Source organism: Ruegeria sp. HKCCA5763, assembly GCF_013034545.1.
In the GTDB taxonomy this organism is placed as follows: Bacteria; Pseudomonadota; Alphaproteobacteria; order Rhodobacterales; family Rhodobacteraceae; genus Ruegeria.
On record NZ_WQGF01000001.1, the window covers coordinates 194,948 to 207,135 of the forward strand.

A 12,188-nucleotide genomic window follows, 5' to 3' on the forward strand; every position below is an offset into this window, starting at 1 on the left:
GCGAAATTGGAGCTTGCGGGTCAATCACCCGTGTCGACCTCGTCCGGGCTTGTGTTCAAAACCCGAACGGCCAAGGCACGTGTGATGTCACGCTTTTCCGCTAATGCCAGATGGTCGAGTTGCGCAACAACGTTTGCAGCGGTTTCAAACCGTCGATCCATATGTTTCACGAGATAAGCGATGACTTCGGGGCCAGGATTCAACTGACGATCCACAAACAGTTTGGCCAGCACCGCGCCCAGAAGCGCGTCGTCGGGCGGGTCCAATGCGACGTGATGGGCCCCTTCAACGCGGCTTTGAAGATCCGCTAGGGGCAGTTCCCAAAATTTCGGTGCAAGCCTGCCGGTCATTAACAAGGCATGCCCTTCGGCCAGCACCAGATTGTGCAGGTGAAACAGTGTTTTCTGCTGTTCCAAATCCCCGGCGACCATGGGTACATCTTCGACGGCGATCGGTCCTCGCGCCAGATCAGGTACGTCGTCATAGCGCAGGTCTGCTGCCTGAATGATCTGTCCACCGGTTTCAGCGGCCCAGACATGCGCCAGATGAGTTTTGCCCGCGCCCGCCGGTCCGCTGAGTACCAGCTTGTTTCCGGGCCAAGATGTTGCCGAAATCATCGCAACCGCCAGAGCATTGGAAGGCGAGACAAAGAAATCCTCACGCCCAAGCGCAGTTTTGGCGGGCAGGTCAAAGCTGAGTTGTCGGGCCATTTACTCGGTTTCCTGATCCTGACTTTCAAGACCGGTGTAAAGTCTGCTGTCCAGATACAGCGAAGTTGCAAACCGCGCCAGCACGCCAAGCGCTGCTGCGACGGGGACTGCGATCAGCATACCGACAAAGCCAAACAATGCGCCAAAGACCGAAAGCGCCAGCAGCAGCCAGACCGGGTGTAACCCTACAGAGTTGCCGACCAATTTGGGTGTCAGGAAATTCCCTTCGGTGACCTGGCCAATGGCAAAGATGCCCGCAATCAAACCGATATGTGCCCAATCGCCCCAGAACTGAAACAGCGCGAGCCCAATGGCCAGCGTTCCACCAATCAAGGCGCCCAGATAAGGAATGAACGTGACCAACCCTGCGATGAATCCGACAATCAAGCCAAATTGCAGACCTGCCAGCATCAAGGCGACCGCGTAATATGTGCCAAGGATAAGGCAAACGGTACCCATCCCGCGCACGAAAGAGGCCAAAACGGCGTCAATCTCGACCGCCAACCGCTTGATGGTGGGGGCGTGGTCGCGTGGCAAAAGCTCTCCGATGCGAGCGATCATGCGGTCCCAGTCCAGCAGCATATAGACCGCGACAACCGGTACGATGACCAGCAGAACCACAATGTTGATTGCGGACCCCAGAGAGGTCAGCACTGTCTGCAGAACATCCCCTGTCTTGGACTTCAACGTATCGCCAAAAGATACCAACATCTGGTGCGTGCTTGATTCCCGATCCAAAAGGGACGGAAACTGTCTTTCGATAAAGCCGCGCAACTCTTTGAACAGAGCCGGCAAGACATCAACCAGGTCCAATAGCTGTGTGATCAAGGCGGGTACGACCATCAGGATTGCCAACACGAACCCCAATACGCCCACAACCGTGATGATAGCTGTGGCCGCCATGCGCGAAAGGCCAAGCCGCTCAAGCCTATCCGCGACAGGATCAAGGAAGTAGGCAATGGCCCCGCCGATCACAAACGGCAGCAGGACGTCTCCCAAGGCCCAGAGGATCAACGCAAAAACCGCAGCGGCGAAGCCCCAGTATCTTAGTTGATCCTTAACCGGCAATGCCATCGCGATCCCCTTTTGGCAGGTCATTGACGGTGTTCTTGGCGTATCAAGCCCCGTGATGCAAGCGCTTCATGTGGCCTGAAATTGCGGCGGTTAGTCCTGTAGCGTCCCCAGTTCCGGCGTGTCCTCGTCTGCGGCTTCATCAGGCCAATTGGTACGCCAGATTTCTGCAGACCAATGTCCGCAATGGACAGCAGGTCGGTCGAAACCAGGTAGCGTGGGCAGCAACGGCTGGACAATAACATCGTGGCGGGGGACGGCGAAGTAAGGGAAAGAGTATCGCTCTTTGCCTGACCGGTTTACCACCCGATGTGGTGTGGATTTCAATCGCCCGCCTGACCATAGCTCTAGCATATCGCCAATGTTGACCACAAAGCCGCCGGGTGGGCAATCCGGTGTGATCCATCCACCGTCACGCGTTTGAACCTCAAGTCCACCCACCGGATCAGGGGCGATGATGGTCAGTGCGTCCGTGTCTTTGTGCGGATGGATACCATAGCCCGTTTCATCGTCTGCCTGCGGCGGGTAGTGCAGAAGGGTCATGTTGGTCATAGGGTTCTGAAACGCACTGCGCAGAGCGTCGGGCTTCAAACCCAGACCGTTTTCTAATGCGCCGAGCAACAGATCGGTAACGCGATCCAGTTGGGCCCAATAGTCCAGAATGGTCGCCTTGGCACTTGGCACCTCATCCGGCCAGAGGTTTGGTCCGTACAGAGCACAATCCGCACGTATCGGCGCGTCTTCTGCAACCTCGTGGTGCAGCTTGTACCCTTCATATTTGTCGGCCTTGCCCGAGCCATCGTTGGGAGTGAAGAACCCCATGGGAATATAGCCGCGATAGTTTTCGCGGGTGATGGCCTGATCCCATTTGCGCGACTCATCGATGGCAAAGATGTCTCGGGTCGTTCGTCTGACTTGATCAACGGTTTCCCGAGTCACGCCTGTCCCGGTGATGGACAGGAACCCGATCCCGGTACAAGCCTCAAGGATGTGTTGCACCGTTGCTTCGTATGCATCGGTTTTCGGTTCGGTCAGAGGCGAGATGTCGATTGTTGGAATGCTGTCCATCAGTGAATCCTGACCCCTTGGCGTTCCAGTTCCGTATGGACAGGTGCCAAATTCAACTGGTCCAGGTCCTGATTGCTTTTGAGTGAAAGTGCGGCCGCAATGCCTGCACCCTGACCCATGACGGCGCAACAGGCCATGTTGCGCGTGGCGGCATGAGCCACTCGGTCCGCGCCATGCGACCGGCCCGCGACCAGCAGGCCCTTGACCCCTTTGGGCAACATCGAGCGATAGGGAACCTGCATGTACCGCCCCGTGGTGGGCAGGATCAAAATGCCATAGCCGTCTATGAATTCGGGATAAATGCCAATGGTATCTTCAAACCGACCCTGATGGCGGGCGTCGTTTTCTGTCATGTTGTACAGGGCATCGATCTTGCGGGTGTCGCGGATGCCAATAGTCATTCCGAAGTTCCGAAGCCGCGCGTTTTCGCATCCGGGCATGAACCTTCGTAGGGCATCGATGGCTAACATCGACTGTCGGCGGCCTTCGATCTCACCGCGTGTCAGGCTGTCAGGGTCGGTCCCGTCGATCTCGGCCAGATGGATGAGGTTCATATACGTCAGCTCACCCGTGTCATGCATTGCGCCCCAGGTGCCCGCGATGGTGTTGAGATGCGGGGGGATCAGACCTTGATCAATCGCCTGCTGGAACGGTTTGTGAACAAAGGGCGAGAACATGTCGTCCTCTTTGCCGCTGGTCTCAATATTCCACTCACCGCCGCCGCCCCAGTCCTTATAGGTTTGCGGGTCGGCTTTCACGCCCTCCATGAAGGCGCGCTTGTCGACACCGGCCAGATGGAACATGACCGAGGCGGCCATCATGTCTTCGCGTGGGGTCTTGTGGGTCGGTGCGCCTGCGCGGTGCGCCACATCTGCGTCGCCGGTGGCGTCGATTACCACTTTGGCCAGGATCGCCTCGCGCCCCGCCTTGGATTCGGTGATGATGCCGGTGATCCGGTCGCCATCCATGATGGGGGCGACGAACTGGCGATGAAGCATTGGGTGCACGCCTGCCTCTTCGACCAGCTTGTCGGCCACCAGTTTGAACCCTTCGCTGTCCAGTTCATAACTGAGCGACTGGCTTTCAGGCACCGCCGCGCCCATGTCCTTGGCGCGGGTTTCGAATTCCATCCCGATTCCGCCAGCCTCAATGGTTTGCTCATGGCGATACCATGCGAAACCCTCGACACCCACAGCAGTGATGTTGCCGCCCATGCAACCAAAGCGGTCGACCAGAGATACTTCGGCCCCGGCCCGCGCCGCCGCAAGTGCTGCGGCCAGCCCTGCGGGACCAGAGCCAACAACCAACACGTCGGTCTGATGGATGACAGGGATTTGGCGGGCGGGTTCCTGAATTGTTTGCATCGGCGCCTCGTGGAATTAGCAGTTCCGTTACAATTGAAATTCTCAATTGGCGGGTCAATCAAAAAACCGACTGACGCGAAGTCGCAAAAACGCCAATGTCCGATTGCCCCCGGCGGGGCTTTGGAATAATCACCTGTGCAGTCGATTTCTTACCTTTGAAGGTCCACCTATGCGCCTGAGCCGTTACTTTCTGCCCGTTCTCAAGGAAAACCCGTCTGAGGCTCAGATTGTCAGCCACCGGCTGATGCTACGTGCCGGGATGATCAAGCAGGCTGCGGCCGGGATTTATTCGTGGTTGCCGATGGGTTTCAAAGTGCTGCGCAAGCTGGAAAACATCGTGCACGAAGAACAGGCGCGCGCGGGCCATATCGCGATACAGATGCCGGTTTTGCAATCGGCCGATCTGTGGCGCGAATCCGGTCGCTATGACGATTACGGTCAGGAAATGCTGCGGATGAAGGACCGGCATGACCGGGACATGTTGTTTACGCCCACGGCGGAAGAACTGGTGACAGATATTTTCCGCGGTCACGTAAGCAGCTACAAAGATCTGCCGCTGACGCTGTATCAAATCCAGTGGAAGTTCCGCGATGAAATCCGCCCGCGTTTTGGCGTGATGCGGGGCCGCGAGTTCTATATGAAAGACGGCTACAATTTTGACCTGACCAAGGAAGATGCGCTGCACGCATATAACCGCCATCTGGTCAGCTATCTGCGCACTTACGAACGCATGGGTCTGCAGGCGATCCCGATGCGCGCCGATTCAGGCCCCATTGGTGGCGATGACACGCATGAATTCCTTGTGCTGGCTGATACCGGTGAATCCGAGGTCTTCTATGACAGTGCCGTCACCGACCTGACATTCGGCGACCGCGAGATCGACTATGACAGCCGTGAACAGTGCCAGGCCATACTGGAAGAGTTCACTTCGAAATACGCGCGTACCGACGAAACGCATGACGCTGCGCTGTTTAACCAGATCCCCGAGGAGCGCCGTCGCGTTGCACGTGGTATTGAGGTCGGGCAGATTTTCTATTTCGGCACCAAATACTCCGAACCTCTGGGCGCGACCGTACAGGGCCCTGATGGCAAACCGGTTCCGGTACACATGGGCAGCCACGGTATCGGCGTCAGCCGCTTGGTAGGTGCGATCATCGAAGCAAGCCATGACGATAAGGGCATCATTTGGCCCGAGGGAGTAACGCCGTTCCACTGCGGTATCGTGAATCTGAAACAGGGTGATGAACAAGCAGATGCGGCCTGTGACAAGATATATTCGGCGCTGACCGCTTTGGGTCTGGAGCCGTTGTATGATGATCGAAAAGAACGGGCTGGGGGCAAGTTTGCAACCATGGACCTTATCGGTCTGCCTTGGCGCATCACCGTGGGTCCACGTGGTCTGAAGAATGGTGTGGTTGAACTGACTTGCCGCCGCACTGGTGAAAGCGAAGAGCTAAGCCCCGAAGCGGCTGTCACCAAAGTTGCAGAAATCTATCAGCAGATCGCCTGATCGCGATCATCGGATGCTGCGCTGACAGTCACGGCGAGTACATCAGATCTGGCCGCTAACTGAGGCCAAAGCAAAGCGACCGGCCCGGGACTTAATTTTGGTCTGGTGTCGGACGCTCTGCCAGAACGTCGCCATCGGCGTCGTCGCCTCGAGCGACAACAATGGGACGACCCAGACGGCTGACCAGTTCACGAAACTCGAGGCCCAGAAACCGTAGCCCACAAACGCGTGCGTCGGTTGTTCGATCCGTGATGCACAAACGGCCCTGGCGAAACACCAGTCGATATCCTTTTTCTTTTAGGATGTCTGCCAAATTGCTCCAGCTTGCCGCGCTGACAAAGATCGGCCGAATGGCCGCGCGCAGCAGTGCTGCTGTTTCACAATCCAGTTCTGTTGATGCCCTGCGAGTCGGAATTGAGCCCGCGCCATTGGTAGAAATTTGAAAATTCATTGAGCGACCCCCGCTCGTTAAATGTGTTCCCCCGTAGTTAGGGTGACAAAGTTTCCAAAAATAATCAAAATGAGTAATAAAATTTCGCCATCATTGTTGCCTTTTCGATTCACAGACTCACGAAGCGCGATGATTAACTTCATAACTGAAACAATCCGGTCGTGTCTGTGAAGGTCTTCACAACTCATGGTATAACGCTACGTTTCGAAGTCATCCATTTTGCGGCGACGTATCTGTGGTGAACCGAATCAATGCGGCTCATTCGGGCCGAGGTATGGGGTCTTTGCGACTACCGGCTTGACCATCGGGAGAAATGCCGAAACTGTCGCCGCAAACAAGAAACACCCCGGAGCAGGCATGGCCAAGACACCCCCGCCCTTTGCCCCTTTTGAATGGAAGATCGCTTGGCGTTACCTTCGGGCCCGCAGGGCTGAAGGTGGTGTCAGTGTGATGACGTGGATATCTCTGATCGGTATCACGCTTGCAGTGTTCGCACTGATTGCGACGTTGGCGGTTCGGTCGGGCTTCCGTGCGGAATTTGTGGGCACAATTCTGGGTGCCAACGCACATGTGACAGTCTATTCGTCCGGGGAAATTGATGATCAGGGTCGGGTCGACCGAACGATAGCCGATTACGAAGATCGCGCAGCCCGGATCGCACAGGTCGCCGGAGTTGAACGGGCTGCGCCTTTGGTCAAAGGGCAGGTGTTGATCACCAATCGCGACCGCAGCAGTGGGGTTGAGGTGTTTGGCATCCGACCCGACGATCTGTTCGATTTGCCGGGTATCGCCCAGGCAGAGCAGGCCGCAGGCGATCTGACAGAGTTTCAAACAGGTGAAGATGTCATCGCCATTGGATCCGGTGTTGCGCGCAGTATCGGAGCCACCGTGGGGGATGTCGTCAAGCTGACCTCGCCAAATGGGGTCAAGACCGCCTTTGGCACTTCACCGCGTGTAAACGCGTATCGCGTTGTCTATGTGTTTTCAGCTGGTCGCTACGACATCGACCGCACCCGCGTGTATATGCCGTTTTCGCAAGCTCAGAGTTTCTTCAACCGTGAAGGTGTTGCGGATGAGATCGAAGTGATGGTGCAGCAGCCGGAAAGTCTGGGTCCAATTCTGATTTCGATCATTGAGGCCTCGGGCGAACGCAGTCAGATATGGACATGGCAGGATGCGTCCGGCGGCTTTCTTCGCGCGCTGGAAGTTGAAGACAACGTGATGTTCATCATCCTTTCGATACTGGTTCTGATTGCCGCGATGAATATCGTTTCGGGCCTGATCATGCTGGTCAAAAACAAGGGTCGAGACATCGGCATCCTGCGGACCATCGGCCTGAGCGAAGGATCCGTTCTGAGGATCTTTTTCATCTGCGGTGCATTCACCGGCCTGATAGGCACGGCGATGGGTGTTATTCTGGGATGCCTTTTCGCAATCTACATCGATCCGATCTTTTCTTTTGTGAATTACGTGATGGGCGGTGGTGTCTGGGACCCGTCGATCCGCGGAATTTACGCTTTACCGGCCGAGTTGCACCTGAGTGACGTGCTCAAGGCCATCGGCTTGTCGCTTGGCCTGTCTTTCATTGTCACCTTTTTCCCAGCCCGTCGTGCGGCACGGCTGAACCCGGTCGAGGCGTTGCGTTATGAGTGATTTCACATTGCGTCTGAGCGGGCTGACCAAAACCTACCTAAAGGGCACACCGGGCGAGGTGCAGGTACTGCGTGGGGTCGATCTGGACTTACGCGCGGGGGAGGCCGTTGCGATGGTTGCTCCGTCAGGTGCGGGCAAATCAACGCTTCTTCACATCGCAGGCCTGTTGGATAGGCCCGATGAAGGCTCGGTCGAGATTGCCGGTCAGAGCGTGACCGGCAAGGGTGATCGTACCAGAACTGCACTACGTCGGCGGGACGTCGGGTTCGTGTATCAGTTTCACCACCTTCTGCCCGAATTCACAGCTTTGGAAAACGTCACCCTGCCACAACTGGCGAATGGCGTTTCTGAAAAAGCTGCGCAGGCACGGGCTATGGACCTTCTGGATCGGGTTGGCGTCGCCCCACGTGCCAGCCACCGCCCTGCGGCGTTGTCGGGCGGGGAACAACAGCGTGTGGCCTTTTGCCGGGCGCTGGCCAACGCACCGCGTGTTTTGTTGGCGGATGAGCCGACCGGCAATCTGGACCCGGAAACCTCGGATCAGGTTTTTGACGCGCTGATGGCACTGGTGCGCGACGAAGGGCTTTCGGCCTTGATTGCGACCCACAACCTGGATCTGGCGGCTCGTATGGACCGAATGGTCAAGCTTGAGGGCGGGGTGCTCAGGCCAGTTGCGTGATTGCAACGCCTATGGCCATTACGGCGATTCCGCCGGCTCGTATCCATGTCAGTGGCGTGATCTGAGCGCCAAATAGGCCGAAATGGTCAATCGCCGCTGTGCTGATCAATTGCCCCAGCAATACAAAGAAAACCGCGTTACCGACACCGAAGTGCGGGGCCACGTGGGTGATCGACAGAACATAGAACGAGATCAGAACACCGGCCAGCAACAAGTGTTTCGGGGTCGCAGCCACCTTGGAAAGCGCTTCGAGACCCGGAAATAGAAGCATCACTAAGGCCGACGCGATAAAGGCGATCGCAAACAGGATCACGGCGGCGGTGGTTGGGGAGCCAATCAGCTTGCCTAGGGCCGCGTTCAACGCCGCAAGAATAGGGACGCCGATCCCGGCTGCCAGCATAATCGCTGCGTATTGTGTCATGGCCCGTGCCCTCCGCCTGCGTTGATCTGGATCATTGCGCCAAGACATCCGCCGGGCAACCCTTCAATTGTCAATCTTGACAGGAGGATAGGATGTTCAAGGCAACCCTTGGTGCGCTGGTATTGTCGGTTTCAGTCATATCGTCTCAGGCCGCTTTGGCGCAGGACGCCAAGATCGGACAAGAACTTTACATGCACTATTGTGCAACCTGTCATGGGATTGATGCGACCGGGCAGGGGCCTATGGCCAGTGTGTTGGTCGTGCAGCCGACTGATTTGACCGATTTATCCGGCCAGGATGGTCTTTTCCCAACCGCCCGCGTAGTTGGCCGGATCGATGGACGGGACCCTTTGGTCAGCCACGGCAGCCCGATGCCGGTGTATGGCCCGTATTTTGATGGGCAGGACACATCGATGAAAACGCCGCAGGGACAGCCGATCCTGACAAGCCAGCCTATTGTGGATCTGGTGGCCTATCTGGAAACGCTTCAGGACTGACTGCAAATCCCGTCTACTTCGGCTTCGCTCCACGGCAAAAGAACCGCTCGTTCACGCCCTTTTTCCGGCAACGGAGACAGGTCGAAATGTGCGCCCAACATAGTGTGGAGCCTTGCTGTGCGTTCGGCCTGAGGGTCCAGCGCACGGCAGCAAACGTATTCTTCGACGATCGCGCCCTGCTGTTCGAAGCCGTAGGACAAAAAGTCAGGCGAGGTGTCCAGATCGAACAGATACGGATCCCGCCGCCCGCCATGCTCCGCCGCGGCCCGTAAAGGGTGATAGCCGGTGGTTGCGCGATTTTGCCATTGCCAGACATGGGTCAGTTCATGGGCCAGCAGCATCGCGGCAATCAGGTTCATCTGATCGGGGAAGTCGGTCATATAATCTTCCAGATACCAGTCGCGCGCAAAGTAGACCTTGTTGAAAAGGGCGACGGCAGCTGGTTTGCCTGTCACAAGCCCAGCTTCGACCGGCGGCAGAATAAGCTCGCGGCAAGCCTGACGTGGGCGTTCCTCTCGGAAATACGTCACCGGGGCGACCGGAGCCCCTTCGACCAGACGCACACTATCCAGGTTCAGTGTTTCTCCTTGGATGCTTTCTGCAAACACGCGCTCTGGCTCTGTCAGCGGACGACCGCAAGACGATAGAAACAAGAGAGAAACTAGAAATACGCGCAGAACCATACGTAGAATCCTAGTCTGCCGCGCCGGTTCCGCAAACCGTTTTCACAGGCTCATGGCCAGCACCCGGCTGATTTCGGTCAAGGACCGCCCGGATTGGTCCATCCATGTATTAAAAGCTTTCTGGACGGCCAACATCGCTTTCTTGGACGTGGCAGGTTTGTCGATCACGCCTTCGGCGATCAGCCGGGCGGTAACGTCCTGGGACAGAATAAAACTGTCACGTCCTATGAAACGCATCGCGTATTGCGCAGACGCACCGCCCAGTCGCGACCCGCGCTTGGCCAGCAGTGCCAGCAAGTTGATGTAATCTGCCGAGGGCCAGCCACCCAGTACTTTGCCCGCACCGCCTTCTTCGCGCAGTTCCATCAGAAACGCGGCATTGTCACGAACGGCTGCGATCTTGGTGCCGTTGCGAACGATTCGTTTGTCTTGCAGCAACGCATCGAATTTTTCGTCATCCATAAACGCGCATCGACCCACGTCGAACCCGTCAAATGCCACCTCGAAACCATCCCATTTGTTCTCGATGACCTTCCAGTTGAACCCGGCCTGAAAAACACATTTGGTTAACATGGCAAGCCAACGATCTTCGGGTATTGCTGCCAGTTCCTCAGGACTTTTGGGTTTGTGCAGCATGGCCTGCAAGGCATCCTGCCCGCCGTGCCGTGATGCTGAGATGTCGAAGATTTCGTCAAAGGTGCGCATTTGTTCAACCTCAAGTTTATGCTGAAAATGTTTATCTTTTGTTCCGGTTTTGCAATGGGGAATCAGTTCTTGCGCGTTGAATCGGTGGATAACGGGCTTTGACCTTGACGATGAAAAAACGGGCTTTTGCAAAGTATTTCTCGACAAACGGTCGAAATTTGGTTTTGATTGACTCGTCAGTCAATGTCCCGTGTGAAAAACAGGGGCATGGGACAGGTCGGGTTGAGCGCCGCAAGTGCGCTTAAGTGGAGCGAAAAAGAAAGAGTAGGGCGAAAGACTTTGCTTTTCACAATCGCCACACTTTCCTTTTCCGACAAAGTTTGTGCATGTTGCGACATGATGGTGTCGTCAAACAAGAGACCCGGCAGGAAGGTCCTAACCGGGTTCAGGAAAACAATTAAGACTGGGAGAAAGTCCATGAAGAAACTGAGTGTAAGCCTAATGGCTCTGAGCGTTGCAGGTGCGGCGCAGGCGGCGGACATGGGCGCTGTGGATGAGCCGATCAAACTGGCGATCAATGAATGGACCGGTCAGCATGTGACAACGCATGTGGCGGGTGAGATGCTCAAGGCAGCTGGGTACAACGTTGAATACGTGACCGCAGGCATGATGAACCAGTTCCAGGCGCTGGCCGATGGCGACATCGACGCGACACTGGAAATCTGGTCGTCCAACGTGTCAGACGAATATGCCAAGAAGATCGACGAAGGCACCGTGGTTGAAATCGGTGATTTGGGCTTGGATGCCAAAGAGGGCATTGCGTACCCGGCACACGTGGCGGATCTGTGCCCGGGCCTGCCCGCGTGGGAGGCACTGAAGGATTGTGCGCAGGTTTTCGCAACCGCTGAAACTCTGCCCGGTGGCCGTCTTGTCGACTATCCGGCCGATTGGGGCACACCCGGCGCAGACCGCATGACCGGCCTGGAACTGCCTTTTAAAGCCGTGCCTGCGGGGTCCGAGGGTGCCCTGATCGCCGAGCTGCGCGCCTCGACCGAGCGTAAATCACCGCTGCTGATCACCTTCTGGCAGCCGCATTGGGCGATGTCGGCCTACGACGTTCAGTTCGTCGACCTGCCTGCGGGAGAAGAGGCGTGCTTTAATGATCCGGCCTGGGGCCCGAATCCCAATGCAGTGAATGACTGCGATTTCTCGCCGTCTCGCATCTTCAAGGCCAGCTGGAGCGGTATGGAAGACAAGTGGCCCGCCGCTTATGAAATCCTGTCAAACTATCAACTGGCGGTCGAGGACCAGCAACCGATGATGGGTGCGATCGACGTTGATGGCGGTCAGGTCGAAGAAGTTGTTGCTGCGTGGATGGCCGAAAACGAAGGCAAGTGGCGTCCGGTTGTTGACGCAGCGACGCAGTGAGCACGTAA

The 12,188-nt window shown here is 56.7% G+C and carries 13 protein-coding genes; 5 read left to right on the plus strand and 8 right to left on the minus strand.

Going from position 1 to position 12,188, the window contains the following annotated elements:
* Positions 1 to 20 precede the first annotated feature (20 nt).
* The 4 genes from GOV89_RS00980 to GOV89_RS00995 form a co-directional block, all read right to left on the minus strand.
* Positions 21 to 710: a DnaA ATPase domain-containing protein gene (locus tag GOV89_RS00980; RefSeq protein WP_171237222.1), complete on the minus strand. Its 690-nt coding sequence runs from the start codon at positions 708 to 710 to the stop codon at positions 21 to 23.
* Entirely contained in the window at positions 711 to 1,784 is a 1,074-nt protein-coding gene (locus GOV89_RS00985; protein ID WP_171176236.1) for an AI-2E family transporter, read from the minus strand.
* 90 nt (positions 1,785 to 1,874) lie between these two features.
* Positions 1,875 to 2,849: an isopenicillin N synthase family oxygenase gene (locus tag GOV89_RS00990; RefSeq protein ID WP_171237223.1), complete on the minus strand. Its 975-nt coding sequence runs from the start codon at positions 2,847 to 2,849 to the stop codon at positions 1,875 to 1,877.
* Positions 2,849 to 4,213 carry an FAD-dependent oxidoreductase gene (locus GOV89_RS00995; RefSeq protein ID WP_171175412.1) on the minus strand — a complete coding sequence of 455 codons (1,365 nt, stop codon included), beginning with the start codon at positions 4,211 to 4,213 and terminating at the stop codon, positions 2,849 to 2,851. The genes GOV89_RS00990 and GOV89_RS00995 overlap by 1 nt, the downstream gene beginning before the upstream one ends.
* A 169-nt stretch (positions 4,214 to 4,382) precedes the next feature.
* Here GOV89_RS00995 and proS point away from each other — a divergent pair, with 169 nt between their 5' ends.
* A complete protein-coding gene (gene proS / locus GOV89_RS01000) occupies positions 4,383 to 5,723 on the plus strand; it encodes a proline--tRNA ligase (RefSeq protein ID WP_171235493.1) in 1,341 nt (446 codons plus the stop codon).
* Between the two features lie 91 nt (positions 5,724 to 5,814).
* Here the strand turns inward: proS and GOV89_RS01005 are convergent, their stop codons facing one another.
* On the minus strand, positions 5,815 to 6,174 hold the full coding sequence (locus tag GOV89_RS01005) for a hypothetical protein (RefSeq protein WP_171175409.1): 360 nt from the start codon (positions 6,172 to 6,174) through the stop codon (positions 5,815 to 5,817).
* 357 nt (positions 6,175 to 6,531) lie between these two features.
* Here GOV89_RS01005 and GOV89_RS01010 point away from each other — a divergent pair, with 357 nt between their 5' ends.
* Positions 6,532 to 7,827: a lipoprotein-releasing ABC transporter permease subunit gene (locus GOV89_RS01010; protein WP_171237224.1), complete on the plus strand. Its 1,296-nt coding sequence runs from the start codon at positions 6,532 to 6,534 to the stop codon at positions 7,825 to 7,827.
* Positions 7,820 to 8,506: an ABC transporter ATP-binding protein gene (locus GOV89_RS01015; protein ID WP_171237225.1), complete on the plus strand. Its 687-nt coding sequence runs from the start codon at positions 7,820 to 7,822 to the stop codon at positions 8,504 to 8,506. Before GOV89_RS01010 ends, GOV89_RS01015 begins: the two co-directional genes overlap by 8 nt.
* On the opposite strand, the gene GOV89_RS01020 is transcribed toward GOV89_RS01015, so the two are convergent.
* Positions 8,490 to 8,927 (minus strand): DMT family transporter, encoded by a 438-nt coding sequence (locus GOV89_RS01020; RefSeq protein WP_171175403.1) that lies wholly within the window; start codon positions 8,925 to 8,927, stop codon positions 8,490 to 8,492. The two genes, GOV89_RS01015 and GOV89_RS01020, sit on opposite strands and share 17 nt — an antisense overlap.
* Positions 8,928 to 9,019: 92 nt before the next feature.
* On the opposite strand from GOV89_RS01020, the gene GOV89_RS01025 reads away from it, so the two are divergent.
* Positions 9,020 to 9,424: a cytochrome c gene (locus GOV89_RS01025; protein WP_171237226.1), complete on the plus strand. Its 405-nt coding sequence runs from the start codon at positions 9,020 to 9,022 to the stop codon at positions 9,422 to 9,424.
* On the opposite strand, the gene GOV89_RS01030 is transcribed toward GOV89_RS01025, so the two are convergent.
* Complete coding sequence (locus GOV89_RS01030; RefSeq protein WP_171237227.1) at positions 9,415 to 10,107, minus strand: hypothetical protein; 693 nt, start codon at positions 10,105 to 10,107, stop codon at positions 9,415 to 9,417. The two genes, GOV89_RS01025 and GOV89_RS01030, sit on opposite strands and share 10 nt — an antisense overlap.
* A gap of 42 nt (positions 10,108 to 10,149) precedes the next feature.
* Positions 10,150 to 10,812 carry a DNA-3-methyladenine glycosylase I gene (locus tag GOV89_RS01035; protein ID WP_171237228.1) on the minus strand — a complete coding sequence of 221 codons (663 nt, stop codon included), beginning with the start codon at positions 10,810 to 10,812 and terminating at the stop codon, positions 10,150 to 10,152.
* A gap of 417 nt (positions 10,813 to 11,229) precedes the next feature.
* Between GOV89_RS01035 and GOV89_RS01040 the strand changes: the two genes are divergently transcribed.
* Complete coding sequence (locus GOV89_RS01040; protein ID WP_171237229.1) at positions 11,230 to 12,180, plus strand: ABC transporter substrate-binding protein; 951 nt, start codon at positions 11,230 to 11,232, stop codon at positions 12,178 to 12,180.
* Positions 12,181 to 12,188 lie beyond the last annotated feature (8 nt).